General features: G+C 71.3%; 25 protein-coding genes. 7 read left to right on the top strand and 18 right to left on the bottom strand.

The annotated features are described in order from the left end of the window. Positions 1 to 137: 137 nt before the first annotated feature. Together ACFZA0_RS16920 and ACFZA0_RS16925 are read right to left on the bottom strand one after the other, a co-directional pair. Positions 138 to 758 (bottom strand): DUF3500 domain-containing protein, encoded by a 621-nt coding sequence (locus ACFZA0_RS16920; protein ID WP_391016829.1) that lies wholly within the window; start codon positions 756 to 758, stop codon positions 138 to 140. Continuing rightward, positions 755 to 1,150 (bottom strand): DUF3500 domain-containing protein, encoded by a 396-nt coding sequence (locus tag ACFZA0_RS16925; protein WP_391016831.1) that lies wholly within the window; start codon positions 1,148 to 1,150, stop codon positions 755 to 757. Before ACFZA0_RS16925 ends, ACFZA0_RS16920 begins: the two co-directional genes overlap by 4 nt. A 561-nt stretch (positions 1,151 to 1,711) precedes the next feature. On the opposite strand from ACFZA0_RS16925, the gene ACFZA0_RS16930 reads away from it, so the two are divergent. From ACFZA0_RS16930 to ACFZA0_RS16940, 3 genes are all read left to right on the top strand, one after another. Further along, positions 1,712 to 2,461: an SDR family oxidoreductase gene (locus tag ACFZA0_RS16930; protein ID WP_391016833.1), complete on the top strand. Its 750-nt coding sequence runs from the start codon at positions 1,712 to 1,714 to the stop codon at positions 2,459 to 2,461. Positions 2,462 to 2,636: 175 nt separating this feature from the next. Next, positions 2,637 to 3,053: a MarR family transcriptional regulator gene (locus ACFZA0_RS16935; protein WP_391017599.1), complete on the top strand. Its 417-nt coding sequence runs from the start codon at positions 2,637 to 2,639 to the stop codon at positions 3,051 to 3,053. A 205-nt stretch (positions 3,054 to 3,258) separates the two neighbouring features. Beyond that, positions 3,259 to 4,161 (top strand): alcohol dehydrogenase catalytic domain-containing protein, encoded by a 903-nt coding sequence (locus ACFZA0_RS16940; RefSeq protein WP_391016836.1) that lies wholly within the window; start codon positions 3,259 to 3,261, stop codon positions 4,159 to 4,161. Between the two features lie 328 nt (positions 4,162 to 4,489). On the opposite strand, the gene ACFZA0_RS16945 is transcribed toward ACFZA0_RS16940, so the two are convergent. The 4 genes from ACFZA0_RS16945 to ACFZA0_RS16960 all read right to left on the bottom strand — a co-directional run bounded on the left by ACFZA0_RS16945 (position 4,490) and on the right by ACFZA0_RS16960 (position 7,807). Next, on the bottom strand, positions 4,490 to 4,972 hold the full coding sequence (locus ACFZA0_RS16945) for a hypothetical protein (RefSeq protein WP_391016839.1): 483 nt from the start codon (positions 4,970 to 4,972) through the stop codon (positions 4,490 to 4,492). A 113-nt stretch (positions 4,973 to 5,085) separates the two neighbouring features. Continuing rightward, positions 5,086 to 5,544 (bottom strand): DUF6924 domain-containing protein, encoded by a 459-nt coding sequence (locus ACFZA0_RS16950; RefSeq protein WP_391016841.1) that lies wholly within the window; start codon positions 5,542 to 5,544, stop codon positions 5,086 to 5,088. A 251-nt stretch (positions 5,545 to 5,795) separates the two neighbouring features. Beyond that, positions 5,796 to 6,815, bottom strand: a complete 1,020-nt coding sequence (locus ACFZA0_RS16955) for an aldo/keto reductase (RefSeq protein ID WP_391016844.1) — start codon at positions 6,813 to 6,815, stop codon at positions 5,796 to 5,798. A gap of 95 nt (positions 6,816 to 6,910) precedes the next feature. Next, complete coding sequence (locus tag ACFZA0_RS16960; protein WP_391016845.1) at positions 6,911 to 7,807, bottom strand: helix-turn-helix domain-containing protein; 897 nt, start codon at positions 7,805 to 7,807, stop codon at positions 6,911 to 6,913. 414 nt (positions 7,808 to 8,221) lie between these two features. Between ACFZA0_RS16960 and ACFZA0_RS16965 the strand changes: the two genes are divergently transcribed. After that, on the top strand, positions 8,222 to 9,106 hold the full coding sequence (locus ACFZA0_RS16965; RefSeq protein ID WP_391016847.1) for an aldo/keto reductase: 885 nt from the start codon (positions 8,222 to 8,224) through the stop codon (positions 9,104 to 9,106). Positions 9,107 to 9,326: 220 nt separating this feature from the next. Here the strand turns inward: ACFZA0_RS16965 and ACFZA0_RS16970 are convergent, their stop codons facing one another. From ACFZA0_RS16970 to ACFZA0_RS16985, 4 genes are all read right to left on the bottom strand, one after another. Continuing rightward, positions 9,327 to 9,449, bottom strand: coding sequence for a hypothetical protein (locus tag ACFZA0_RS16970; protein ID WP_391016849.1), 123 nt, complete (start codon positions 9,447 to 9,449; stop codon positions 9,327 to 9,329). 219 nt (positions 9,450 to 9,668) lie between these two features. Beyond that, positions 9,669 to 9,917: a non-oxidative hydroxyarylic acid decarboxylases subunit D gene (locus tag ACFZA0_RS16975; protein ID WP_391016852.1), complete on the bottom strand. Its 249-nt coding sequence runs from the start codon at positions 9,915 to 9,917 to the stop codon at positions 9,669 to 9,671. A 50-nt stretch (positions 9,918 to 9,967) separates the two neighbouring features. Then, positions 9,968 to 11,395, bottom strand: coding sequence for a non-oxidative hydroxyarylic acid decarboxylases subunit C (locus ACFZA0_RS16980; RefSeq protein WP_391016854.1), 1,428 nt, complete (start codon positions 11,393 to 11,395; stop codon positions 9,968 to 9,970). Between the two features lie 144 nt (positions 11,396 to 11,539). After that, entirely contained in the window at positions 11,540 to 12,133 is a 594-nt protein-coding gene (locus ACFZA0_RS16985; RefSeq protein ID WP_391016857.1) for a non-oxidative hydroxyarylic acid decarboxylases subunit B, read from the bottom strand. A gap of 105 nt (positions 12,134 to 12,238) precedes the next feature. Between ACFZA0_RS16985 and ACFZA0_RS16990 the strand changes: the two genes are divergently transcribed. Continuing rightward, positions 12,239 to 13,165 (top strand): helix-turn-helix domain-containing protein, encoded by a 927-nt coding sequence (locus ACFZA0_RS16990; protein ID WP_391016859.1) that lies wholly within the window; start codon positions 12,239 to 12,241, stop codon positions 13,163 to 13,165. 141 nt (positions 13,166 to 13,306) lie between these two features. Here ACFZA0_RS16990 and ACFZA0_RS16995 read toward each other — a convergent pair whose 3' ends face one another. From ACFZA0_RS16995 to ACFZA0_RS17005, 3 genes are all read right to left on the bottom strand, one after another. Beyond that, positions 13,307 to 13,474: a hydrophobic protein gene (locus ACFZA0_RS16995; RefSeq protein ID WP_391016861.1), complete on the bottom strand. Its 168-nt coding sequence runs from the start codon at positions 13,472 to 13,474 to the stop codon at positions 13,307 to 13,309. A 275-nt stretch (positions 13,475 to 13,749) separates the two neighbouring features. Then, entirely contained in the window at positions 13,750 to 14,139 is a 390-nt protein-coding gene (locus ACFZA0_RS17000) for a VOC family protein (protein ID WP_391016864.1), read from the bottom strand. A gap of 128 nt (positions 14,140 to 14,267) precedes the next feature. After that, on the bottom strand, positions 14,268 to 15,665 hold the full coding sequence (locus ACFZA0_RS17005) for a DUF1214 domain-containing protein (RefSeq protein WP_391016866.1): 1,398 nt from the start codon (positions 15,663 to 15,665) through the stop codon (positions 14,268 to 14,270). A 176-nt stretch (positions 15,666 to 15,841) separates the two neighbouring features. On the opposite strand from ACFZA0_RS17005, the gene ACFZA0_RS17010 reads away from it, so the two are divergent. Continuing rightward, complete coding sequence (locus ACFZA0_RS17010) at positions 15,842 to 16,186, top strand: DUF6233 domain-containing protein (protein ID WP_391016868.1); 345 nt, start codon at positions 15,842 to 15,844, stop codon at positions 16,184 to 16,186. Between the two features lie 280 nt (positions 16,187 to 16,466). Here ACFZA0_RS17010 and ACFZA0_RS17015 read toward each other — a convergent pair whose 3' ends face one another. The 3 genes from ACFZA0_RS17015 to ACFZA0_RS17025 all read right to left on the bottom strand — a co-directional run bounded on the left by ACFZA0_RS17015 (position 16,467) and on the right by ACFZA0_RS17025 (position 20,675). Next, positions 16,467 to 17,144, bottom strand: a complete 678-nt coding sequence (locus ACFZA0_RS17015) for a BlaI/MecI/CopY family transcriptional regulator (protein WP_391016871.1) — start codon at positions 17,142 to 17,144, stop codon at positions 16,467 to 16,469. Between the two features lie 393 nt (positions 17,145 to 17,537). Further along, the gene (locus tag ACFZA0_RS17020) at positions 17,538 to 18,098 is read right to left on the bottom strand and encodes an isochorismatase family protein (RefSeq protein WP_391016874.1); all 561 of its coding nucleotides are present in this window, start codon (positions 18,096 to 18,098) and stop codon (positions 17,538 to 17,540) included. 150 nt (positions 18,099 to 18,248) lie between these two features. After that, positions 18,249 to 20,675: a glycosyl hydrolase family 65 protein gene (locus ACFZA0_RS17025; protein ID WP_391016877.1), complete on the bottom strand. Its 2,427-nt coding sequence runs from the start codon at positions 20,673 to 20,675 to the stop codon at positions 18,249 to 18,251. A gap of 409 nt (positions 20,676 to 21,084) precedes the next feature. Here ACFZA0_RS17025 and ACFZA0_RS17030 point away from each other — a divergent pair, with 409 nt between their 5' ends. Further along, complete coding sequence (locus tag ACFZA0_RS17030) at positions 21,085 to 21,747, top strand: class I SAM-dependent methyltransferase (protein ID WP_391016878.1); 663 nt, start codon at positions 21,085 to 21,087, stop codon at positions 21,745 to 21,747. A gap of 241 nt (positions 21,748 to 21,988) precedes the next feature. Here ACFZA0_RS17030 and ACFZA0_RS17035 read toward each other — a convergent pair whose 3' ends face one another. Both ACFZA0_RS17035 and ACFZA0_RS17040 read right to left on the bottom strand, forming a co-directional pair. Continuing rightward, positions 21,989 to 22,342, bottom strand: a complete 354-nt coding sequence (locus ACFZA0_RS17035) for an anti-sigma factor antagonist (RefSeq protein WP_391016881.1) — start codon at positions 22,340 to 22,342, stop codon at positions 21,989 to 21,991. A gap of 580 nt (positions 22,343 to 22,922) precedes the next feature. Continuing rightward, entirely contained in the window at positions 22,923 to 24,653 is a 1,731-nt protein-coding gene (locus ACFZA0_RS17040; protein ID WP_391016885.1) for a SpoIIE family protein phosphatase, read from the bottom strand. Positions 24,654 to 25,101: the final 448 nt, after the last annotated feature.

The following is a 25,101-nucleotide window of genomic DNA, read 5'->3' on the forward strand; positions in this document are numbered from 1 at the left end:
TGGGGCGCCATCGGGCGCCCCGGAGCGAGGGCGGGGCTGAGCGGCCGCGGGGCTCTCGGCGAAGCGCGAGGCTCTCGTGCCTCCGGGGTCTGTCACGCCCGGAGGCACGGGAGCCTCTTCTGTTTCTGTCCGTCGACTCAGTGGTCGAGAGCCAGGTGCAGAGCGAGGAGATCCTTGCCGTAGTCGTTGCCGTTGGGGGTGCGGATGACGGAGTGGATGTGACGCTGGTTGCTCCCGGCCGCCCATCCCGCGGCCTTGCCGATGGGGCCGAGATCCTGGCAGTCCAGCTCGATGAGCACGACAGGGCTATGGACGCGGTAGTACATCGGCGCGTCGTCGTCGGTGGGGCCGTGCCAGGAGAAGTGGGTCTCGTTCGTGTGTTTCTTGATCTCGGCCATCCTGACCCTGGCGTGGGGTTCGTCGACGTGCCCGACGAACAGCTCGACGATCCTCCACAGCTTCGCGACCTGACGTCGGTTCAGGGCGGAGGCCCTGATGCCCTCGTAGGGCATGACCGCGTTGTCCGAGTAGGCGCCGGCCGTCAGGTCCCTGTCGCTGGTGGATGCGGCGGTGATCGCGACCTTCCGCTGACCGGCGCTCAGTGAACGGAGGAACGCGAAGCCGGCGGCGAGTTCCTCCTCGAAGCTCTTCGTCCCCTCGTACTCGCTGTCGATGCCGTAGTCGGCGACGCGGGGCTCGGACCCCATGAAGGTCGGGGTCATGACGACCTGGTCACCCAGGACGAAATAGTTGATCACCAGGTGGTGGCCCTCGAACTGCCAGCCAACTGGTCCGTCAGGTCCACCAACTGCCCGCCGTACAGGTTGAGATGGCGCATCTTGTCGGCGTTCTCGACCCCGCGGACGCTCATGCCCGCCTTCAGGATCGCCAGCGCCCTGACGCGCTGCGCCTCGGTCATGTCGGCAAGGCTCAGCCCGGCGTCCCGGTCGCCGTCGACGTTGGTCCACAGGCGCCACTGGTCCTGGGTGTAGTCGGTCGTGCTGACGGGGAACGTGACGGCCTGGCGCTGAGCCTCCGTGAGGGAGGCGAACCACGCTCGGGCTGCGGCCACGACCTTCCCCGTGGACGCGCCGGTCCGGTGGACGCTGTAGAGATCCTCGACCACGGTGCCGTCCGTGGTCACGCCCACGAAGGCGTCCTTGACCCCCGGGGCCCCGCCCCCGCCTCCGGGGCCGCCGGTCGGCCCGGCGGAGGGGGCGGCCGACACGGAGGCGGAGGCCGTCGGTGAGACCGACGCCGACGTGTCCGCGGCGTCCGACAGGAACCGTGCTCCGAGCTGTGAAGCCGGTGCCGCGGTGCCTGGCGGCTCGGAGGGCACGTGCCGACGACGTTTCGACGAGCCGCGCGTGGTTCGACCGCTCCGGAAGCCCGGCGTCAGCTCCGGGAATCTCGCTTCAGAGCACGGGAATTTATATGACACGTCATTGATTGGAGTCGGTGTGAGTCCGCAGGATCGGGCTCACGGACAGGGCCCCGGGCACGGATCGGGCGCCGGAATGGATGAGGGTATGTCGCGGTTACCAGAGACCAAGTGGGGCGCTTCCTTGCTGGACCGCCTTGCGCGAGGAGTCGCGGCTCCTCGGGTCGACGAAGGTTCGCAGTCGGAGTGAGAGTCTCCGGAATACATGACGAGTCAAATATTTCAACGATCGGCGGTCGTCGAGACCGCCAGAAGCGAAACGAGAAGATCATGGGACAGTTCGACACCAAGACCGTCGTGATCACGGGCGGGACCACCGGTATCGGCCTCGCGACGGCACGCAAGTTCGCTGCCGAGGGCGCCCGCGTCTACCTCACCGGCCGCCGCAAGGAGACCCTGGACGAGGCTGTCGCCGCCGTGGGCGGTGACGTGACCGGGATCCAGGCGGACAGCTCCGACCTGGCGGACCTCGACCGGCTCTACGCGGCCGTCGCCGCCGACGGATACCGGATCGACGTGCTCTTCGCCAACGCGGGCGGAGGCGAGTTCGCGACCCTGGAGCAGGTCACCGAGGAGCACTTCGACACCACTTTCGGCTCCAACGTGCGTGGCGTCCTCTTCACCGTGCAGAAGGCACTGCCCCTGCTCAACGACGGCGCCTCGGTCATCCTGACCGGCTCCACCGCCGGCTCGGCGGGCGGCGAGGCGTTCGGTGTCTACGGCGCATCGAAGGCCGCCGTGCGCTCGTTCGCCCGTACCTGGGCCAACGAGCTGAAGGGACGCGGCATCCGCGTCAACGTCGTCGCCCCCGGGCCGATCGAGACGCCCGGTCTGGCCGGTCTCGCGGCCGACGACGACGCTGCCGCCCAGATGCGCGACTACCTGGTGAGCACCGTTCCGCTCGGCCGCATGGGCGCGGCGGACGAGGTCGCGTCCGTGGTCGCCTTCCTCGCCTCTCCCGCGGCGAGCTTCGTCACCGGGACCGAGCTGTTCGTCGACGGTGGCGCCCAGCAGGTCTGACCGCGGCCCCGGCCCGCCGTCCTCGCGCCGGCGGGCCGGTCGGCCGTCCGCGCCCTTGGACCCGGCTCTCCCCGCCACCGGTGCCAGGACGAAGTCGCCTAGGGTGACTGCCATGGACAGCGAGACCGACCCCCTCACCCCCACCGAGGAGAGGGCGTGGCGCGGCGTGCTCCGCATGCACGACCTCCTGGTCAACCGTGCGGGCCGGTCGCTCCAGTCGGCCTTCGGCCTGTCGGCCGCGGACTACTCCGTACTGGCCGAACTCACCCGCGTCCCCGGCAGCCGCCTGCGGATCCAGGAACTGGTCCGGGTGCTGGGGTGGGAGAGCAGCCGGCTCTCCCACCACCTGGCCCGGATGGAGTCCCGCGGCCTGGTCCTGCGGGAGACCTGTGCCGAGGACCGGCGCGGTACCACGGTGGTGGTGACGCGGCAGGGTCTCGAAGCCATCGAGGCCGCCGCCCCGCGCCACATCGAGGACGTACGCCGTATCTTCCTCGACCACCTGACACCCGGTCAGGTCGCCCTGCTCGCCGAGATCGCCGAGCAGGTCATCGAACGCAACACCCGTGGGGACGCGGCCTCGGACGCCTGACGCCTGACGCCTGACGCTTGACGCCCGGCGTGCTGCGGCCTGACGCGTCGGGCCCGGCGCGCCGCGTGCCGGTCCTCCGCACCGGCGACGGCATCGACGTGCCGAACGGTTCGCACCGTCGCTTCGCGGTCTCCTCTCCTCCGAAGACGTCGACGGCGGCGCCGATGTGGCGTCGGCCGACGTCGGAACAGAAAGGCAGTGCGCAGTGCCGAACGCCATGGTGATGAGCGGGTACGGGCCGCCGGACGTGCTCCGGTGGAGCCACGTGCCCCTCGTGGAGCCCGGTGAGGGCGAGATCCGCATCCGGGTCAAGGCCGCAGGTGTCAGCCCCACCGATCTCGCGATCCGGTCCGGGGAGCTTCGCTTCCCCTTGGGCGATCCCGCCGTCCTGGGCTACGAGGTCGCGGGCGTCGTCGACGCGGTGGGCCCCGGCGTGACGGGAACCTCCGCCGGCGACGAGGTCGCCGCCATGCTCATGGACCGCGGGGGCTACGCCGAGTACGCACTGGCCTCCGCATGGGCGCCCAAGGCGGCCTCGGTCTCGTGGACGGACGCCGCAGCGATTCCCGGCTCGGTGGAGGCGGCGGCCGGAGTCCTGCGCCAACTCGGCGTGAAGGGCGGGGAAAGGCTGCTGATCGTGGGCGGCGGCGGTTCCGTGGGAGCCATCGCCACGCAACTGGCGGTGGCGCAGGGCGTCGAGGTCGTCAGCGCCGTCGGGCAGCGGGACGACGCGTTCGCCGAGGAGATCGGGGCCCGTCCGGTCCGGTACGGCGCCGGTCTCGTCGAGGCCGTGCGGGCCCTGGGGCCGGTGGACGCGGTCTTCGACGCCGCGGGCACGGGAGTTCTGGCCGACGCCGTCACCCTGGCCGGTGGACCGCGGCGGGTCATCACCCTCTCGGACCACGAAGCCGCCAAGCACGGCGTCACCCTGTCGGTGCCCACCGCCGACCGCGCGCCCGGCGCGGTGGCCGAGGGGCTGAAGCTGTTCGCCGAAGGCCGTCTCCGGCTGAAGGAACGACACGTCATGCCCCTGCGGGACGCCGCCGAGGCCCACCGACTGCTGGAGAACCACGAGGTACGGGGCCGCGTCGTGCTCACCGTGGACTGAGCGACTCAGGGCAGCGGGGCTCTCCCGCCGAAGATCCCTCCGAAGGAAGGACGGCGCGGGCCCCGTAGCCGTGTGCCCGCGCTGTCCCTTCGGCCGGATCCGCCCCGCGGCCCTGTCTGTCCCGTAGGGCTGACCGGGGCACCGGCCGATGCCCCGGTCAGCCCAGCCGGAGACGGCGGCCGCAGAGGCCCGCGCCCCCCGAGCGAAGGCGGAGCGACCTTGCCGGCGTCCGGCGACGGTGCGCCACCCCCCAACTAAGCGCGCGTTCGCGGGTGTTGGTGGCCCACCCCTCCAGCCGGACGGCATCGGCGTCGGCGTCGCAGCGCCGTCACGTCTCCCGCCCCGCCCCGGGGGTCAGCAGCCGGCGGATGCGTGCGTACTCGGCGGCCATCTCGGGTGTGGCGAGGAAGTCGTCGAGGTCGGCGGAGACGTCGTGGTCGACGTCCTCGACGGAACGGATGGCGAGTTCGTAGATCTCGCCGCGCCGGTTCTGCTCCAAGTAGCTCTGCCAGTGCGCCAAGGCGCTGATGACGGTGAGGACGCCCTGGTCCAGGCCGTCGTCGACCAGGATGCCGTCGTAGACGGTCGCGAGAGCGTCGTGCAGTTCGGCCGCGCCGATGGTCAGCACGTTCGCGCAGGCGTCGCCGAGTGCGGTCAGGGCCTCTTCGCCGAGTTCGTCGTCCGTCGCGCCGACGAGCAGGTCCGGCCGCACCAGACGCGTGACCGTCTCCTCCCCGAAGGCGCGCACGCCACCTTCGGTGGCCTCCACGACGAGGCGGAGGACGGCCGCCTCAAGTTCACTGTAAGTCACGTGCGCAGCCTATGAGTTGAGGTCGGCGGTGGGGGAGGCGCGGTGCGCGGGGCGGACCGAACCGGCCCGTCATGAACAGGCAAGTCACCGCCCCCGTGGACCGGTTGACGCCGTCACTGGATCGCGGACGCGTCGTCCCAGTCCTCGAAGTCGTCGAAGTCCATGTTGGCGATGGCCAGGTTGCAGTGCATCTCGTGCGGAGTGACGGACGCCGATATCCGGAACGGCGGCGTCTCCTCCTCGGGGTCGGTACTCACCGCGAGGAGCGTCGGCCGCGGGCCCTCCATACTGGTGCGGTCGGCGAGGAACACCACCGCCCAGCCGCATTCGACCGGCTCCTCACCGTCCTCGGAGGCGGTGAGGGCGGCGAGGATCTCGTCGGGGGAGGCGTCCGCCCACGCCGGATCGTCGACGAAGCGGATCTCCTCCTTGAGGCTGCCGTTGTCCTCGTCGCGCGCGTCGAAGACCCACGGTTCGTCGAGGGCGTTCCGCACGCGCTGCCATGCGGCATCGTCCCGGTGGTCGGTGCGGACCACCAGCATGGGCGGATAATCCTCGTCGGTCCTCGGCATTGCGCGCACGAAAGTCCCCTCTTCTCAACTGGCGGCTTCGACAGCCGCGTTGGCAGTGTGGGGACAGCCTAGGGACAGGGTCCGACAACGGCGCGGGGCATCCCTTCCGGGACACCCCTGTGCCGGTCGCCGGACCGTGGGAAGACGAGGGTGCCACGAGGTCACCGGACGCTGGAACGCCTCCGGCCCCCGCCGGTCCGGCCGAGGCCGGCACGCCCCGCCCCGCCCCGGCCGGCTCGGCTCAACGCGCCTCAGCGGCGGCGCTGTTCGGCCCGGAGTTCGAAGTCGCCGTAGCTGTTGTCGGCGGGGTTGACCGTCACGCCGGGAGCCACGATCTCGTCGATGCGGTCGAGCACGTCGGTGCTCAGCGTGATGTCGGCCGTCGGCAGGAACGCTTCGAGCTGCTCCATGGTGCGCGGCCCGATGATCGCCGAGGTGACCCCGGGGTGGTTGATCACGAAGGCGACGGCCAGCTCGATCAGGGAGAGGCCGGCCTCCTCGGCGAGGAGCGCGAGTTGTTCGACGGCGTCCAGCTTGCGCCGGTTGGCCGGGGTGCTCATGTCGAAGCGGGCCTGCGGGCGGGCCGCGGAGGCCGGGCCCGAGGTGTTGTCCTTGCGGTAGCGGCCCGAGAGCCAGCCGCCGGAGAGCGGGCTGTAGGTCAGCGTGCCCATGCCGTGGCGGCGCACGGTGGGCAGGACGTCCTCCTCGATGCCGCGGACCAGGATCGAGTACGGCGGCTGCTCGGTCACGAACCGCTCCAGGTGGCGCTCCCGGGAGACGAACTGCGCCTCGGCGATCTGGGAACCGGCGTAGGACGAGGAGCCGATGTACCGCACCTTGCCCTGGTGCACGAGGTCCGAGAGGGCGCCGAGGGTCTCGGCGACGTCGGTGTCCGGGCTGGGGCGGTGCACCTGGTAGAGGTCGATGTGGTCGGTGCCCAGGCGCCTGAGCGAGTTCTCGACCTCGCGGATGATCCAACGCCGGGAGCCGCCACGCTGGTTGGGGTCGTCCTGGCTCATCGGCATGAAGAACTTGGTGGCGAGGAAGACGTCGTCGCGGCGGCCCGCGAGGGCCTTGCCGACGATCTCCTCCGAGACCCCGGCGGAGTACACGTCGGCGGTGTCGACGAAGTTGATGCCGGCGTCGAGGGCGCGGTGGATGATCCGTACGGAGTCGGCCTCGTCCTCGTTGCCCCAGGGACCGAACATCATCGCGCCCAGGCACAGGGGGCTGACGTGGACGCCGGTACGGCCGAGCGGTCGGTACTGCATGCGCTGTTCTCCTTGTTCGTTCGAGTGGTCGGTGGTGCGGCCGTCCGTCCCTCCCGCTGTGGGGAGGGACGCCGGGGACGGACGGACGCGGACGGTCAGTCGTTCCCGGCGGAGACGACCGTGCCGGTGGTCGTCCAGCTCGCGAGCAGGTCCAGTGCCTCGCGCTCCGGGGAGTCCGGCTCGGGGGTGTAGAAGTTGAGGCGCAGCCCCGGGTCGGACGGCAGCTCCATGGCCTCGTAGGGCAGGGCGAGAGCGCCGACCAGCGGGTGGTGGAGCCTCTTCACACCGGAACGGTGGAACTTCACGTCGTGCCGCGCCCACCGGCGGGCGAAGTCGTCGCTCCGGGTCGTCAGTTCCCCGATCAGGTCGGTCAGCGCCTTGTCGTGCGGGGCCCTGCCCGTCTCGGAGCGCAGGAAGGCGACGGCGTCGTCGGCTCCCCGGTCCCAGTCCACCCAGAAGCGCCGGCTCGCGGGGTCGAGAAACATGAAGCGGGCACTGTTGACCGGCCCCCGCTGGGCGAACAGCGGCGAGTCGAAGAGCGGCGCGTACAGCGCCCGGCCCAGGGCGTTGGCGGCCACGGTGTCGAACCGGGCGTTGCGGACGAACGCCGGCACGCCGCTCATCGAGTCGAGCAGCCGCAGGATCGTCGGCCGCACCCGGGAGGAGGTCACCGTGGGCCGTCGGCCGGACGGGGTCGAGGCGCGCGCCAGGTCGTAGAGGTGGGTGCGCTCGGCCTCGTTGAGCTGGAGGGCGTGCGCCAGGGCTTCGAGTACGGAGTCCGAGGCGCCGCCGAGGTTCCCGCGCTCCAGCCGGACGTAGTAGTCCACGCTCATGCCCGCGAGCAGGGCGACCTCCTCGCGGCGCAGACCCGCGACGCGGCGATTGCCGCCCCAGACCGGCAGGCCCGCCTGTTCCGGGGTGATCCGGGCCCGCCGCGTGCCGAGGAACTCCCGGATCTCGGCGGCCAGGCCCTTCTTGTCAGACATGGCCACGGCCGGACTTCGCGCGGGCGTTGCGCGGTGGTGCCGGACGGCACCACCCGGTGCGCGATACGGCTCCGGCGGGGGCCAGTGACACGGGGAACTCCTCTGCGTTGGTGTGCGGTCCGCGTGGCGGTCCTGTCCTGCCTCGCGATCTGTCCCGCCCCTCCACCGTAGGTCGGCCGGCGGCCACCTGCGAGGTACTGCCAGTACCTGGAAGAACAGTGACTCCCACCCGCGGGCCCGTGCGCGGTTAGCTGGAGAAGCCCCGGAGGGCCGGACACGCCGGGACCGTCTCCGCGACGCTCGGGCGCGGCGCTGACCTGTGCTCCGCCGTCCCTCCGCCATCCTCTGGGTACTGGCCCCTCGTGAAGGCCCCGCCCCTTCTCGTGCCCGCACGGGCACTCCGCACGGAAAGGTCCCGCAATGCAGACCCTCACCCTGAACAACGGCGTCGAGATGCCCGCCCTCGGCCTCGGCGTCTTCCAGACCCCGCCCGACGAGACCCGGGACGCCGTGAAGGCCGCGCTCGAACTCGGCTACCGGCACATCGACACCGCGGCGGCCTACGGCAACGAGCGCGAGGTCGGCCAGGCACTGCGCGACTCCGGGGTGCCCCGCGACGAGGTCTTCGTCGAGACCAAGATCTGGATCAGCGACTACGGCTACGACGAGACCCTGCACGGTTTCGACAAGAGCGCCGCCAAGCTCGGCGTGGACCGGATCGACCTGCTGATCCTGCACCAGGCTCTGCCAGCGGACTTCGACAGGACCCTCGACGCCTACCGTGCCCTGGAGAAGCTCCTGGCCGACGGCAAGGTCCGCGCGATCGGCGTCAGCAACTTCATGACCGACCACCTCACCGCACTGCTCGACGCCACCTCCGTCGTGCCGGCCGTGAACCAGTTGGAGATCCACCCGTACTTCCAGCAGCGCGCCGTCCTCGACTTCGACGACGAGCACCACATCCTCAACCAGGCGTGGTCCCCCATCGGCGGGATCACCTTCTACCCGGGCTACGGCGAGCACCGCAAGAGCGTCCTGGAGGACCTGGCCGTCACCGGCATCGCCGAGGCTCACGGCAAGAGCCCGGCCCAGGTGCTCCTGCGCTGGGGCATCCAGCAGGGCCGGTCGGTCATCCCCAAGTCCACCAAGCGGCACCGTATCGCCGAGAACATCGACGTCTTCGACTTCGAACTCACCGGCGAGGAACTCGCCGCCCTCGACGCACTGGAGACCGGCCGGCGCGGAGGCCCCGAGCCCGAGGCGGTCACCCTCGCCTCCTTCGGCCGCGCCATCCCCGAGGCCTGACGGCGCCGCCGTCCGACGCCACGCCTGACTCTGCTCCCGGAGTGCTGTTCCGGGGGAGCGGGGGAGCGGACAAGACGCGGTACGTGCTCGGGTGCGGCCGCGGCCGAGCCCGCGCAGGGCCTCTTCGGGCCGTGAAGTGCCGTGCCCGCGACGGGAGTTCGGGCGGGGACCGCCCCCGGCGACTGGGGATACACCGGGGGCCGTCCAGGGCGTCACACCCTCAATGGTGGAGCAGCCGTTCGACCAGGTTCCACACCGCGCGCGCCGCGAGTGCGGTTCCCAGGCGTCCGACCACCTCGCGCAGCCACCCCTTCCGGGACGGCGCGCTCTCGGTCGCCACCATGTGCCCACCTCACCTCATCTTGTTGGGCCGGGAGCGCCGGAGAGCCCGGCACCCCCCAGCAGGACCCGGGCGGCCAACCGCTCCCGGCCGAGCCAACTGATGAGGTGTGGCACCACGAAGCTACGCACGCCCGGTGCGGCCGGGCAGGGCGCAGACGAAGCACGGAGGGCGTGTTCGGGCGGCGCTCGCCACGGCTGCCTCACAGGCATCGGGCAAGGCTCAGCCGGCGGTGCGCAGCGGTGGGACGGTCGGTACCTCGATGGCGTTCTCGATGTCCGCGAGGGTCATCCTGAACTGCTCGGGGTAGGAGTCGCGCTCGGTGCGGCGAGCCGGTTCGCTGGTGCGCCAGGTGTACAGGCACTGGCCGCACTGGAGCACGTCCCAGACGCCGGGCACGGGCGAGGTGGCGAGCTTGCCGACCGTCTCGAAGGCACAACGGGGGCAGACGAGTGGGGAGTTCGAGTTCACGACAGGTCCTTTCGGGGGAGGGGATACGGCGGTAGGCGGGGCCGCGCTGGTCAGCCGCGCGAGGCCATCAGCTTCTGGAGCTTCGCCGCCCACTCCTTGGTCTCCGGCAGGTCCTTGGCGGGGGTGGAGAAGTTGCCGCGCACGTCGGGGGAGACCGGCGTCGTCGCGTCGATGATCATCTTGCTGGTGATGCCGGCCGGCTGGGCGGCGGGAGCCAGTTCCAGGACGGACAGGTTCGGGATGATGACCACGTCGTCCTTGGGGTTGACCTTGGCCGACATCGACCACAGGACCTGGGGCAGGTTGAACGGGTCGACGTCCTCGTCCACCAGAACCACCTGCGCCACGTATCCCAGGCCGTGCGGCGTGGTCATCGCCCGCATGCCGACGGCCTTGGCGAAACCGCCGTACCGCTTGGCCGTGGAGATGATGACCATCAGCCCGTGCGTGTACATGGCGTTGACGGCCTGCACCTCGGGGAACTCGGCGCGCAACTGCTTCAGCAGCGGTACGCAGGTGTTGGGACCCACGAGGTAGTCGACCTCGGTCCACGGCATGCCCAGGTAGAGGGACTCGAAGACGGGGTCGGTGCGGTGGGAGACGCGGTCGACACGGATGACCGGCATGCGGCGCCCGCCCGAGTAGTGACCGGTGAACTCGCCGAAGGGTCCCTCGATCTGGCGCTTGCGGGACTCGATGACTCCCTCGATGACGACCTCACTGCCCCACGGCACGTCGAAGCCGGTCAGGGGAGCGGTGGCGATGGGAGCCGGTGCGCCGCGCAGGGCGCCCGCCATCTCGTACTCGCTCTGGTCGTACGCCATCGGCATGCCCGCCACCACGGTGATCACCGGGTCGTTGCCGAGGGTGATCGCGATCGGCAGGTCCTCGCCCTTCTCCTCCGCCTTGAGAAGGTGCTGGGCGATGTCGTGCATCGGCACGGGCTGGAAGGCCAGTTGGTTGGCGCCGATGACCTGGATGCGGTAGGTGCCGACGTTCTGCTTGCCGAAGTCGTCCGGGTCCTCCGGGTCGCGGGACACCACGGCGGCCTTGTCGAGGTAGAACCCGCCGTCGCCGTCGTTGAGCCGGAACAGCGGGAGCACGGAGAAGAGGTCGACGTCCGCGCCCTCCTGCGTGTTCTCGCGCCAGGGGGCGTCCTCGCGGCGTTCGGGGGCGACCGGGAAGGCGTCCCAGCGGGCGGCGAACGTCTCGACCTGTTCCTTGACCGGAGTGTTCTTCGGCAGGCCGAGCGCGAGGGCGTGGTTGGCCCAGGAACCGTGCACGTTCATCGCGATCCGGGCGTCGGTGAAACCGGCGACCCGGTCGAAGTAGAGGGCCGGGGCGTTCTCGCCGATGCGCCCCGTGGCGTTCGCGGCCGCCGCCAGATCCGGTTCCGGCAGCACCTCCTCGGCGATGCGCAGCAGTTGTCCCTCCTTCTCCAGGGTCGCGAGGAAACTGCGCAGGTCGTCGTAGGCCATGGGTGCTCCAAAAAGTGGTGGTCGGTGAAGGACTGCGAAAGGGGAGGTTGTGCGAAGTGCCGGGCTCTGTCGGTGAGTTGTCGGGGGGCCTGGCCGGAGGCCGCGTGGACGCTCGGCTCGCCCCGTGCCGGGGTGGGCCGGGCCTCAGGAAGCGGTCCGCGCGGTGGCGCGCGCGGCGCGCATGCCCTCCCAGCGCCGGGCGGCCGGGGCGGGCAGGTCGAACTGGTCGAGAACCCGGGCGGTGATGTGGTCGACGATGTCGTCCACGGAGCGCGGGTGGTTGTAGAAGGCGGGCATCGGCGGCACGATCCGCACGCCCGTGCGGGCCAGGGCCAGCATGTTCTCCAGGTGGATCTCGCTCAGCGGCGTCTCCCGCGGCACCAGGACCAGCCTGCGCCGCTCCTTGAGGACGACGTCGGCGGCCCGCGCCACCAGCCCCTCCGCGTAACCGACGCGGATGCCCGCCAGTGTCTTCATGGAGCACGGCACGATCACCATGCCGTCGGTGCGGAACGAACCGGAGGAGATGGTCGCCCCCTGGTCGTCCGGGCTGTGCGTCACGTCCGCGAGCGCGGTCACCTCGGCGACCGGCCGGCCCGTCTCCAGTTCGATCGTCGCCCGCGCCCAACGGGACAGGACGAGATGGGTCTCCACGTCCCGCAGCTCCGCCAGGTTCTCCAGCAACCGCACGCCGATCGCGGCCCCCGTCGCTCCGGTCATGCCCACGATCAGACGCACCGCTCACTCCCCGCACCTCGGTGACCTGCGCGAACGTTCGCGCGGTCGGTTGAGTCCACGCTAGGAGCCAGTTCGTGCGGGGCGGCGGTACCCTCGGGACTCACGATGGGAAGAAACGGACAACCTGGCGGGGTACGGGATCTCGACTACACGGCCGGCGTCGGTGCCCCCACCGGCGTCGAACTGGTCGAACTCGCCGGCCTGTACGACCGGTCCCTGCGGCACGGCAACGATCCGTACGCCCCGCTGCGCCCCGCCTTCCACCAGTTGATCGCGGTCCGTGGCCGCCCGTTGCGCATGGCGGTGGACTTCGTGGAACACGTCCTGCCGCCCGGTTCCTGGATCTGGATCCGGCCGGGCCAGGTGCAGCGCTTCGGCCCGGACCTGGTGACGGCGGACGGAGTGATCGTTCTGTTCCAGCGCGGCTTCCTGCCCCCGGCGACCGTCGCCGCCGCCCACATGGACCCCCCGTACCAGCAGGAGCCGCTGCTGCCCGCCGGTACGGACGCGGAGGCCCTGGCCCGGGGGCTGGACCATCTCACGTACGAGTACGGCGCCATGGCCACCCTGCCGCTCGACTCGCACGTCGAGGTGCTGCGCCACCTGGTGTCCGTGCTGGTCCTGCGGCTCGCGACCGTACGGGGCACGGCCTCGCGGCCCGGCACGGTGAGCGAGGTGTTCCGGCGGTTCCACGACGCGGTGGAGCGCGACCACGCGACGACCCGGCGGGTCGGGGACTACGCCGCGGCACTCGGCTACAGCCCCCGGACCCTGACCCGGGCGACGCGCGCGGTGACGGGAGCCGGGGCGAAGCAGCTCGTGGACGACCGGGTCCTGCTGGAGGCCAAGCGTCTCCTCCAGCACAGCCGTCTCTCGGCGAAGGAGGTCGCCGGGAGGCTGGGTTTCGTGGACGCGAGCGACTTCACCAAGTTCTTCCGGCTGCGGACCGGGGCGACCCCGGCGGTGTTCCGCGCCCAGGCCCTCGGGCGCGGTACACCGCCGGGGCCGCCCACGAGGCCGGCAGGTCCTTGAGCCCGCCACCGACTCCCCGGAACCCTGCCGCTCGCGGACAGGGGAGGGGCCGGCGACGAAGAAGGGGTGTGCCCACGGACGGGCATACCCCTTCACGCACCGGTCGGCGCGCGGTCGTTCAGCCGAAGGCGATCGAGAACGTCACCACCGGTACCAACGGCCCTTGCGGCCGCTGCCGGACGGCTTGATCACGAAGCCGAGCAGCCACACGATGAGCACGATCACCGCGATCCACCACAGGGCCTTCAGCGCGAAACCCGCACCGAAGAGGATCAGGGCCAACAGAAGAACGAGAAGCAGGGGAACCATTTCATCAACCTCCGAGCGGCCGTCTGCTCCGTGCTCCGATCTTCAAACGTTCTTCCCGTTCGTGATCGAAGCCGCGGGTGCGCCCTCGTCGCCGACGCGAGCGGGCGGAGAGGCCGCTGTGCGAGCAGCATGCGCGGGGATGCCTCTGCCCGGCGTGCGCACGCGAGGCGCCGGCATCCTCGGCACCATCCTCAACGCGCGGTCGACGAAGGCGCGCGGCGAGGTGAACAGGTGGGCGGACGCCGGGCGGCCCCGCGGTGGGCACCGGCGGTGTGTCACGGCTGCGTGGTGATCTGGATCAGGTTGCCGCAGGTGTCGTCGAAGACCGCCACGGTGACCGGCCCCGCCTCCAACGGCTCCTGGGGGAAAACGACCCCGAGACCGCGCAGGCGTTCGTACTCCGCGTGCACGTCGTCGACGGCGAACTGGGCGAGGGGGATGCCGTCGGCGACGAGCGTGTCGCGGTAGGTCCGTGCGGCCGGATGGCCGAGGGGCTCCAGCAGGAGTTCGGTGCCGCCGGGCTCCTCGGGGGACACGACGGTCAGCCATCGGTCCTTCTCGCCCAGGGGGACGTCGTGCTTCGTCACGAAGCCGAGGATCTCGGTGTAGAAGTGCAGGGCCTTGGCCTGGTCGTCGACCAAGACACTGGTCAGGTGGATTCTCATGCGTGCTCTCCGGTCCGTCCGTGACTGAGGCCCGACGGGGTTCGGCGGCAGGCCACTCGCCGGCCACCGTATGCCGCGCGGCCGCAGGGCCCCCGCACCTTGGCGGCCCGACATCGCGGGCCGGTGGGTCAGTTCCCGACCCGCCGGAAGTCTCCCGGTTTCCACGTTCCGTCGAACGCGGCCTCCTCCGGCCCGTAGATGCGGAAGTACGCGAACCAGCCACGCCCCGGCACGGTCTGGATCCACCGTCCGCCCGCGTCCGCGGGTTCGTCCGGCCCGAAGCAGAGGTCCACGCTGTCCGCGCCGTCGGCCGGCTCCAGCGTGTCGAAGAGGGAGCGCAGGGCCGCCCGGCCCTGCGCGGCGACGACTTCGGAGCGGGTCCGGGCGTCGTAGGCGGTCACCGACCAGAACAGCCCGGCGGGCACCGGCAGCGGAACGGTCAGCCGGTAGGTGGCCCCGCCGTCGAGGTAGGCGCCGCCGTCGTCCCGCAGGCCGACCCAGTACAGCGAGCCCTGTCCCACGGCCCGGCGGAACATCGCCGGTGAGCTCACGATCGCCTGGGCGAACCAGCGGTCCTTGGCCTCGACGTCCAGGGACCCCTCGCGTTCGAAGGTGCCGTTCTCCGGCCGCAGCCCCGCCCACTCCCAGGTCCGGTCGGGCCACACCATCCGGTCCGGCCGGTCGGAGGCGAAGGCGGAGACCAGCAGTTCGTCCCGCCCGGTGCGCGCCGCCTCGGTCAGCAGGGCGGCCTGCCGCTCGTCGGGTTCGAAGGGGCGGCCGGCCTCGATGCCCAGTTCGGCGAGGAGCCCGAGCATCGGCCGCATCTCCTCGACGGCGGGCTCGGAGTCGATCACCGCGTGCAGGACCCGCCAGAAGTCGAGGTTGTCCTCCCACGCCAGGCAGGTGCAGTCGATGGCGTGGTCACTGTGGTCGGTGAAGGTGTACGGCGGCGGGTCGCCGCTCCTGTCCAGCGGATAGAAACGCACCGACGACAGCAGCTTGTTCGCCGTCGCGACGTCCCCGCCCAGCGGGAGAACGCGCAGCGCGCAGAACGCCGTCCAGGTGTCGCTGCGGGCCACGACGTAACCGCTCCCGGGCACGTCCCCGTCGTAGCCGGGAGGCAGCAGCAGGTGCTTGCCGCCCCGTGCTCCGTACGCGCCGGGCAGTCCCACGTCCACGATCCACCGGTGGTGGTGGTCGTCCACCAGACCGATCAGCGGCCCCGCGGGCAGCTCGATCACCATCGGGCCGCTCTTGCGCAGGTCGAGGATGCCGCCCGAGTACGGGGTGTCCGAGTTCAGCGTGAACCCGACGTGGTGCGGCCGGGCGATGAACAGCAGTGCCGTCTCGTTGTCGACCGCGCCCGCGTCCCGAGTGCCCTTGAAGATCCCCTCCAGCGACACCGTCGGGTAGAAGAAGCGGTACGCCTCGACAGCGCGGCGCAGGTCACGGCGACGGCGTGCGGCTGCCGCGCTCCGCTCGACGGGGTAGCCGCCGTCCTCGAAGTCCACCTGATCAGTCGTCACGACACGAGCCTCTTCCCAGCCGGTCCGCGCCCGGGACGGCACCTCGCTGCGCCCCGGCCCGCGTCTTACGGACCACCCTTGCCCCAGGTTCCTCGCCCAGCCATCGAACGGGGCCGAACGAGGGATGCCCCGTGGTGGATTCGCGTCCAGCAGGATTCGGATATATGTTCGAGTCTGTGACCGAGGGAGCGAACCGCCTGGAGAAGCTGCGCTTCACCCGCCGCGTGGTGGAACAGCAGACGGCGGCCGCTCTCGCGCAACTGGACCGGTGGATCGCGCAGGAGGAGGAACGCGAAGCCGACCGGCGCCGTGCCGAGGAGCGGCGGCCTCCACCGTCGGACTGGCTGTTCGAGCGCGGTCCGGGCGGCGGCGCCCCGGTGACCGTGCACCGCAGCGACTGCTGGGCGCCGGGACGCCTGTACGCCCCCGCCACCCGGGCCCAGGCCGTCGAGGCACTCGCCCGCCAGGTGCCCGCCTGCCAGGTCTGCCGCCCCGACACGGCACTGGGACTGCTGGACTAGGTGCCGGCCGGCTACCCGACGGCAGCCGTCAGACGCTCAGGTTCGTGATGCCGACGACGGCAACGCCCGTCAGGCGAGGGGGAGTTGCTCCGGTGCACGGGCGCGGCGCAGCCGACGGCGACGGAGGCGAGAGGCGACCGGGAGTCGTGAACAGGCGGCGTCCCGCTACGGCGAGCGTCACGAGACGGTCGGGCGGCGTCCGCACTGCTTGGCGCCGGGCACTCCCGCACACCCGGGTGAAGGCGGCCGGGAAGACGCCTACCGCGGAGCCGGCGGGGAGTCAGCTCTCCTTCTTCGCCGAGGCCGTCGAGGTCGCGGCGTCCTGCTGTGTCCGCTCACCCGCCGCCTTGGCGTCGGCGCCGGTGTAGAACACGGACGAGCCCTGCTTCGTGCGGTGGACCAGGGTCTTGGCGACCAGGTTCTCGAGCGTGGTCCTGACCACCGTCGCCTTGATGTTCCGCTGCGGGTGTTTGGCGGCCAGGTCGGCGGTGACCTCCGCGGCGGACAACGGCTGCGTCTGCCGGTTCAGGAACGACCGGACGAGTTCGACCAGGGTGGGCTGCGAGGGCGCCTTGTCCGTCGACGCGCCGGGGGCGGTGCCCGTGGACTTCTTGTCCGGACGGTTCTTCGGGGTCGTGCTCTTCCGCTTTCCGGTGGCCTTGTCCGCCGCCGCGGACGCCGCCGTGGGGGCCGAGGCGGTCGCGGACTTGGGCCCCCGCTTCGGCGTCGCGGAACCGGACGGCGGGGGAGTGGGAACCGACGCCGAGCCGCCGGACACGGCCTTGTAGACGTCCCGCAGCACCTTTTGGTCGTTCTGGAGGACGTCGAGCTGTTCCTGCAGGGCGGTGATGTCCGCCGAGATCCGTTCCTGTTCCGCGGCGTTCTTCTCCAGGTCCTGGGTGACCTGGGCCGCGTAGTGCGAGGTGACGCTGGTGACAGGGGTCTGCGTGGTGGGCATGGGGTGGCCTCGCTTCGGGGGTTGGCTCTCCCTTTTCCGGGCGTCGCCGAGGTGCCGGGGCCGACGGTTCCACCGTGAGCGGTGGCCGAAAAAGGACGGATCCAGCGATGGTACGCATCAGTGAACCCTCATGCGCTCAGCAAGTGATGATTCACCCTGATGTCGACAGCCGGTAGCCGGAGACGCCGAGACGCGAAGCGGGAACCGTCACCCCCGCCGACGGACCTCCCGCTCTCCGAAGAAGGAGGGAGACACAGGCGCCGAACGTCGGCTGTTCGCACGGGAGTTCGCGACCCGCGGTCCGCTCCGGGCCCGTGCGCGACGAGCGCCTTGTCCCGGCCGGGTGGCCGGGACAAGGCGCTCGTCCTCCGGGTCGGATCCGTGTGGGTCGCGTCAGGATGCGTCGCCGAAGTCGACGTCCTTGGTACTGGCCGTCCCGGCCGTCCGTCCCGGCGCCGTCTGGTAGGACCAGTAGAGGTTGGTGTGTGCCACGACCTGGTCCACCGGCGGCGCGCCCCACGCCGACTTGTCGCCGGCGGTGTGGGCGTCGCCGACGAGTGTCGCGTCGTAGCCCCTGGTGAAGGCGCCGTGCAGCGTCGAGCGGATGCACGCGTCGGTCTCCGCTCCGACGACGACCAGCCGCCCGACCGCGAGGCCGGACAGCGTGCTCTCCAGGGCGGTGTCCTCGAAGGAGTCGCCGTAGTTCTTCTCGATGACTGTCTCGGTCTCGTCCGGGGTCAGTTCGGGGACGATCCGCCAGCCGTCGCTGCCTCTGGCGAGCCCGTCGTCCGAGTGCTGGACCCAGACGACGGGCACGTGTTCGCGACGCGCCTTCTCGACGAGGCTGCGGATGTTCGCGACGACCGTGTCGCGTTCGTGGGCCCCCGCGACGACGTCGTTCTGCACGTCGACGACGAGGAGCGCGGTGTTCGGACGGTTCGCCAATGTGGTCATGATCTCCCCTGGCTGACGTTGTCCGCGATGGACGATGGACGCTGAACTCGTTCGACCTCGCACGCTAGGCCCACCCCCCGACAACGGGTCGGAGGAGACTGGACGGACCGGGCCCGCCCACGCCTTCCCCGCGTCCTCCCGGGGACCGGCTCACTCGGGGAGCGGCAGCCTGTAGAACTCTCCGGGCCGCAGGTCGAGCGTGTGTTTCGGAAGCCGCACCGTGACCGGGGCGCGGCCGTACGGCGGTACCTCGATCCGCAGGACGCCGTGTTCGAGGCGCAGTTGTACGCCCCAGTGCCCCCGGTAGTGGAGGGTGAACGCGTACGTGGACAGCTCCGGCAGGGGCACCGGGTCGAGCCACAGGGCGCCGTCACGGATCTCCAGCCCGGTCAGGCCGCGTTGGACGAAGTCCACCGTCCCGGCCATCGCCCCGAGGTGAATGCCCTCGCCGGTCGTCCCGCCCTGGAGGTCCGCCACGTCGCCCCGCAGTGACTCCAGGCAGTACCGCCACGTGTCGGCGCGCCGGCTCCTCGCGAGCACCCAGGCGTGTACCAGACCGCTCAGTGTCGAGCCGTGGCTCGTCCGGGCGAGGTAGTGGTCGACGGTTCGCTGCCAGGTCGCCTCGTCGAGTTGGTAGCCCAACCTCCCGAACAGGGAACGGAGTTCGGCCGGAGGGAAGAGGTAGCCCAGCATCAGGACGTCGGCCTGCTTCGACGCCTGGTAGCGGTTGGTCGTGTCGCCCTCCGCCTCGAGGATCCGGTCCAGGCGCCTGATGTCGCCGTACCGCTCGCGGTAGCGGGGCCAGTCGAGTTCGGCGAGGTCGCCGTAGCCCTCGAACTGGCTGATCACCCCGTCGTGGAACGGCACGTAGAACTGGTGCGCCACGTCCCGCCAGCGTTCCAGTTCCCCGGTGTCGAGCCCGATGCGCTCGACGAGTTCACGGTGCCGGGGCGCGGGCAGGAGGTCCACGAGTTCCAGGGCACGTTCGAGGACCCACGCCGCGGTGACGTTGGTGTACGCGTTGTCGTCGAGCCCGGGTCGGACCGCCTCCGGGTAGGCGTCGTGGTACTCGTCCGGGCCCACGACCCCGAGGACGTGGTACCGGCCCCGCACCGAGTCGTACTCCGCCGCGTCGGCCCAGTAGCGGGCGATCTGGAGGAGCATCTCCGCGCCCTCGCCGTACAGGAACTCGGTGTCGCCGCTCGCCTCGCAGTACCGCCAGACGTTGTGGGCGATCGCGGAGTTCACATGGTGCTGGAGCCGGGAGTCGTCCGGCAGCCAGTGTCCCGAGCGCGGGTTCAGGTGGAGCTCCTGTGTCTCCTCGCGGCCGTCACTGCCGCTCTGCCACGGGTAGAGCGCCCCGCGGCGGCCGGCGGCGCGGGCAGCCGCGCGCGCCTTCCCGAGCCGCCGGTGCCGGTAGCGGAGCAGGGCGCGCGAGACCTCGGGGAAGTGCACGTTCAGGTAGGGGAGGACGAAGAGTTCGTCCCAGAAGATGTGGCCCCGGTACGCCTCGCCGTGCAGTCCGCGGGCCGGTACTCCGACGTCGAGGTCGGCCGTGTGCGGCGAGAGCGTCTGAAGGAGGTGGAAGAGGTGCAGGCGCAGCACGTGGCCGGCCTCACCGGGGACCTCCAGTTCGGCTCGTCGCCAGATGTGCTCCCAGGCCGCGGTGTGGGAGCCGCGCAGGTCGTCGAAGGAGGGGGCTTCGCGCGCGGCGGCGACCGCCGCGCCCAGGGGGTCGCTGATGGCGGTGTCCCGGGAGGTGTGGAGCGCCACCGTCTTGTCGACCGTGGCGGGAGCTCCGGGCGTCAGCGTCAGCAGCAGCCGTTGGACGGCGCGGGAGGGGTCCGCACCGGCCGCCTGCGCGGTGTCCGTGTCCGCCGTGTCCATCGCGTCGGCTGCGGACGTCGTGGCAATCGTGTCCGTGTCCGTGCGGAGCCTCGCCGCCAGGCAGATGCGGACGTCGGAGTTCCGGGTCCGGCAGCGCAGCCACACCGTGTCGGGCCCCGCCGTGCCGGTGTGCACGTGGGAGAGGTGGCGTCCGTCGAGGGCCCGGTACCGCTCGACTCCGGTGTTGGTGACGGTCCCGTCCAGCGCTGCCTCGACCTCCAGCTCATCGGCGAAGCCCTCGGCGGTGAACTCGGTCCGCAGCGCGGCCAGACGCGTGTCGGCCATGTGCACCAGGCGTTGTTGCCGCACGACGAGGCAGCGGCCGTCGCCCAGCCCGAAGCGGGTGTGTCTGTCCAGGACTCCCGAGGCTGTGTCCAGGGTCAGGTGGTGGTCGAGGACCGTGGTCCGGTCAGGGGTGATCCAGTCCCCTCCGCGCAGGCGGAAACGCAGGGGAAGCCAGTTCGGGACGTTGACGATGTCCTCGTTCTCGACCTGTCGGCCCGCGATCTCCGAGACCAGCCGGTCGTAGCACCCGGCGACATAGGTGCCCGGCTGGTGCACGTCGTCCGCGCGGCACTCCGGGAGCGCTCCGCGGGTGGCGAAGCGGCCGTTGCCCAGCGTGCACAGCGACTCCCGCAGACGCTCCTGAGACGGCTCGTATCCCTCGTACTCCCAGGCCCAGCCCGTCATCCCGGCTCTCCTCGTCCGTGCGCCGCTCACCGTCGGGCGGACCACCGGCCACCGGCCACCGACGACGAGCGGCGAGCAACCCCCGGTCCGCCGGGGACGAGCGCCACGGGACGACGAAGGTGTGGGTCAGGGCGCGCGAGCATGCCGTGCCGGGCTCCGACAGGGGTCTGCCGGGCACGGGGGCGTCCTCGCCGTGTCGTGCGCGGATGTCCGTCCGACCGCCGGTGCCGCAGTTCCGGCCGCACCCCGTCGGCCCTTCCTTCCACGGTGACACGCTGGGCCGCGATGCGCAGAGTGGTCCGCCGGGGCCTTCGACGGACGGCCCGGTCCTTGGGGGAGGCGGCTGCCCGACCCTTGACGACTCGTCTACGATATATCGATGACGTTCGGCGATATTTGGGAGACTGACATGTCCGAGGCCCATCCGTCGCGAGGCCCCCTTCTCGACCCTCGGGTCCTCCGGGTCGTCGACCGGCTCTGCGCGGAGCGACGCAGGCCCCCGAGCGGAAACACTCGTGAGGAGAGGGAGCGACGCGACCCCCACGACTTCGCGGACTACGGCTTCTCCATCCAGCCCGACCAGGGTGACCTGATCTATCTGCTCTGCCGTGCCCTGGGGGCCCGGCGGGTCGTCGACTTCGCCAGTTCGGTCGGCATGTCGACTCTTTACTTCGCCGCCGCCGTCCGCGACAACGGCGGGGGATTGGTGATCGGCTCGGAGCTCGTGCCCCAGAAGGCAGATGTCGCGAGGCGCAATCTGGCCGAGGCCGGTCTGGAGGAGTTCGTCGATCTTCGTGTGGGCGACGCCCGAAAGACCCTGTTGGATCTCGGAGGTCCGGTCGACTTCGCCCTCGTGGACGGCTGGCCCGGTGCCGGGAAGCCCACGCTGGCGCGCGAGGTGCTGGAGATCGTGGCGCCCCAACTGCGGGTCGGAGCCGTGGTGATGAATGACAACGCCGAGGAGGACTACCTCGACTTCGTGCGCGATCCGGCGAGGGGTTTCAGGTCCCTGTCGCTGCCCCTGAAGGGGGCCACGGAACTGTCGGTCAAGGTGGCGACGGCCGCCGAGTGAGTCCGCGGGCTGCTGAGATCCACCGCCGGGAGTGGACGCCGGCTGACGGCGGTTCCGGATGCCGGACGAGCGAGGCGGTCGCAGGCGTGGCCGACGAGATCCGCGAACAACGGTGAATCGAGCGCGCCATTGACGTCCTGATCTTGGTCGACCGGGCCCGGCGGTGTGCGCCCGGGTCGCCCGGCCCCGGCACGGGCGACCCGCAGCGACTGCCCTTCGCGGGGCGCTGCTTGGAGAGCGTCTACCGGCTCTTGTAGGCGGTCAGCGCCCGGTCCAGGCTGGGATGGACGTCGAACAGCGGCTCGTCCCCGCTGATGAGCGCCAGCAGTTGGCTCACCTGGGGCGGCGGCCCGGCGAGTGCGAGCCAGCCTCCTGCCTCCGAGGTCCGACGCCGGATGCGCAACAGCGCGTTGAAGCCCGAGGAGTCGCAGAACGTCACCGCGGACATGTCGAGCACGAGGTCGGTGTGGGTCTCCAGCAGTTCGACGATCTCGGTGTGCAGGGACCCGGCGGTCGCCTCGTCGAGTTCTCCTGAGATGCCCACTACCGCGAGCCGGCCCTCGTCTCGCACGGTCACGCGCAGAGTGTCGCTCATCGCTGCTCTCCTTTCGTTGCGGGCGCTGCCGGCGTGTACCGGTATCGAGCCACCCATGCACAGGTCCGGCACACGGACGCCGTGGACGTCAGCATCCGCAGCGGTGTTCCCCGCACACGGGGCGCGGGCGAGCGGCAGCGGTTGTCAACGAAACCTCCGGTCGGGTCCAGTCACCGGCGTCGCGCCTCGCCAGGTGCCGGGCCGACCTCTTTCCCATCGACGCACCGGAAGACTGCCGCCACCGGACGACGATCGTCTCGGTGGGTACCCCCTGTGCACCGTCGCAACCACCTCGCAGCTGCGAACATCGTGCGACAGGCCGTCAGGAAGTGCCTCGAACGCGGACGCTGACGCGCGTGCGGCACCGGCGGTCGCGCCGGACGACGTTGACGCGGTCCCGGCGGCTCGCCCTGGCAAGCGTCGTCGGCCACGGCGTACTCCTGGGTCACTGCCCGCGGGTGGACGGCCTGTCGCAGCGGCTGTCGCTCCCCGGTGGGGCCGCCCTGTCCGGACCGCGGGGCCACCGGCCTGCCGTCCGCGGCACAGGCCGGATGACCGGCGACGACGGCGGGCGCAGCCGTCATGCGCAGGTGCGGTCACGATGTTCGCGCGGGGCGGGGATGCGCAGGGCGAGCAGTGCGGCGTCGTCGCCGTTGTCGTCGGGGCGGGTTCGCTTCAGCAGGCCGTCGGCGAAGTCGGGCAGCGACTCGTGGGCCAGGGCGGCCGCGTGGTCACGCATGCGGGCGAGGGAGACGTCCAGTGGCGTGCTGCGGCTCTCCACCAGGCCGTCGGTGTAGAGGACGAGCGTCGACCCCGGCGGCAGGGCGATCCGAGCGTCGGTGCGCACCCGGTGGGAAGCGAGGCCGAGGAGCAGACCGTGGCCGTCGCCGAGGTGGCTCGCGGCGCCCCCGGGTTCGACCAGCAGCGGGGGGAGGTGGCCCGCGTTGGTCCAGCACAGGGTCCAGCCTCCGTCGGCGTCGAGGGACAGCCGGGCCAGGATCAGGGTGGCCATGCGGACGTCCGTGATGTGGGCCATGGCCTGGTCGAGCCGCTGGACGACCTGCCCCGGAGGCTGGTCCTGCGACCACGCGTAGGCGCGCAGCATGTTGCGCAACTGGGCCATGCCCGCGGCCGCCTGAAGGTCGTGTCCGACGACGTCGCCGATGACCAGGGCGGTGTCGTGGCCGGGGAGGGTGAAGGCGTCGTACCAGTCGCCGCCGACGTCGGAGGCGTCCGGGGCGGCCAGGTACCGGGCCGTCATCTCCACGCCGGGCAGTTGCGGGAGCTGGGGCAGGAGATAGCGCTGCATGGTCTCGGCGACCTGGCGTTGACGCTGGTGGTGACGCGCGTTCTCCAGGGCGATGCCGATGCGCCGCGCGATGTCCTCCAGGAGGTTCAGGTCGCGCGGGGTGAAGGGCTCGTCGGCGTCGGTGCGCCCCAGCGTGATGGCACCGAGTACCTCGCGCGGCCCCCGCAGGGGAGCGACGGCGGCGCTGCGTATGCCGGTCGCCCGGAACAGTTTTCGCTGCTCGACGGCGATGCCGGTGTCGGGGGGAACGTCGTAGGTCTCGGGTCCGATGAGCGCGGCGGCCGCGCCCCGAAGCGCCTTGGACAGGGGCATGGTGGAGCTCTCGGCCACCGGCGGCAGGGGGCCCTGAAGCTCGTGGTGGGCGGTGAGCGTGCCGTTGTCCGCGTGGACGACGAGGGACCTGGTGACGGCGTCCGCCTCGGTGATCAGGTCGATGACGGCCCAGTCCGCGAGACGCGGCAGCAACAGCCGCACCACCCCGTCCAGGAACTCCTGGACGTCGATGCTGTAGATGAGCTGGGCGGTGGTGTCCGCCAGCAGGGCCAGCCGCTCGCCCCTGGACAGCGTGCGGGCGCCGGTGTCCGTCTTCCGCGGCGGGGCGATGTCCGCCGGCTCCGCGGGGTCGAAGGCGATCAGGGCGGCCACGTCCGAGCGGCCGGGGGAGAGCGGCAGGGCGAACCACCGCACGGGCACCACGGAACCGTCGCCACGGGGAAACCACGCATGCCCCACGGGAGACTCGCCACGGGACTCGGGGACGCGGGACAGGACGCAGGTGTTCCTGTCCACGGGACGGCCCTCGGCGTCCCGGTGCAGCAGATCGTGCGCGTCCTCGCCGAAGACCTCGTCCTCGACGCGGCCCAGCAGTTCGAGGGCGCGGGGGTTTGCCCAGACGAGGTTCCCCCGGCTGTCGACCGCGTAGACGCCGACGCGTGCGTCCAGCAGCGCCGTGGGCAGCCAGGGCGGCCCGGCAGCCTCGTCGGGGAGCGCATTCTCCGCCACGCGCCATTCCTCGTTTCTGGTTGCTCGGGCTCTGGGAACGTGCCGGACGGAACTCGTCCGACCGGCATCGTGACAGGGGCTGCCCGTATAGGGGTCGTGGTGTTCCGACGCTGCGACGTCCGTCGTACGGCACGTGGATTCCTGGGGGCCGCAAGCCGCGGCAGCCGCTACAGGATCAGCCGGGACGGGCACGGGGCCGAGCACGAGTTGGCCTGTCGAGGACAACACCTTTCCGTAGTCGTTCCCTGCGCGGTGAGGGTGGACGGGGCTGTGCGTAAGAGTAATGGAGCCGGTCCTACACACACCGCGGGGCCGAAAAGTTACGGCGGCACCCGCACGGTGCTCTCCGCGCCCGGCGGCGGTGCGCGTCGCGTACCGCCGGTCGGCGCAGTGTGGTTGTTCCCGGCCCGCGCTTCGGGGTACCCGTCACCGCACAATGTCCCACTAC

Source organism: Streptomyces sp. NPDC008150, assembly GCF_042956945.1.
Lineage (GTDB): Bacteria > Actinomycetota > Actinomycetes > Streptomycetales > Streptomycetaceae > Streptomyces.

Coding starts and splice junctions, on each gene's coding strand:
- ACFZA0_RS16930 (WP_391016833.1), top strand. CDS start 1,712: ATGGGACAGTTCGACACCAAGACCGTCGTGATCACGGGCGGGACCACC.
- ACFZA0_RS16935 (WP_391017599.1), top strand. CDS start 2,637: ATGCACGACCTCCTGGTCAACCGTGCGGGCCGGTCGCTCCAGTCGGCC.
- ACFZA0_RS16950 (WP_391016841.1), bottom strand. CDS start 5,544: ATGCCGAGGACCGACGAGGATTATCCGCCCATGCTGGTGGTCCGCACC.
- ACFZA0_RS16955 (WP_391016844.1), bottom strand. CDS start 6,815: ATGCAGTACCGACCGCTCGGCCGTACCGGCGTCCACGTCAGCCCCCTG.
- ACFZA0_RS16965 (WP_391016847.1), top strand. CDS start 8,222: ATGCAGACCCTCACCCTGAACAACGGCGTCGAGATGCCCGCCCTCGGC.
- ACFZA0_RS16970 (WP_391016849.1), bottom strand. CDS start 9,449: ATGGTGGCGACCGAGAGCGCGCCGTCCCGGAAGGGGTGGCTGCGCGAG.
- ACFZA0_RS16980 (WP_391016854.1), bottom strand. CDS start 11,395: ATGGCCTACGACGACCTGCGCAGTTTCCTCGCGACCCTGGAGAAGGAG.
- ACFZA0_RS16990 (WP_391016859.1), top strand. CDS start 12,239: ATGGGAAGAAACGGACAACCTGGCGGGGTACGGGATCTCGACTACACG.
- ACFZA0_RS16995 (WP_391016861.1), bottom strand. CDS start 13,474: ATGGTTCCCCTGCTTCTCGTTCTTCTGTTGGCCCTGATCCTCTTCGGT.
- ACFZA0_RS17000 (WP_391016864.1), bottom strand. CDS start 14,139: ATGAGAATCCACCTGACCAGTGTCTTGGTCGACGACCAGGCCAAGGCC.
- ACFZA0_RS17015 (WP_391016871.1), bottom strand. CDS start 17,144: ATGCCCACCACGCAGACCCCTGTCACCAGCGTCACCTCGCACTACGCG.
- ACFZA0_RS17020 (WP_391016874.1), bottom strand. CDS start 18,098: ATGACCACATTGGCGAACCGTCCGAACACCGCGCTCCTCGTCGTCGAC.
- ACFZA0_RS17025 (WP_391016877.1), bottom strand. CDS start 20,675: ATGACGGGCTGGGCCTGGGAGTACGAGGGATACGAGCCGTCTCAGGAG.
- ACFZA0_RS17030 (WP_391016878.1), top strand. CDS start 21,085: ATGTCCGAGGCCCATCCGTCGCGAGGCCCCCTTCTCGACCCTCGGGTC.
- ACFZA0_RS17035 (WP_391016881.1), bottom strand. CDS start 22,342: ATGAGCGACACTCTGCGCGTGACCGTGCGAGACGAGGGCCGGCTCGCG.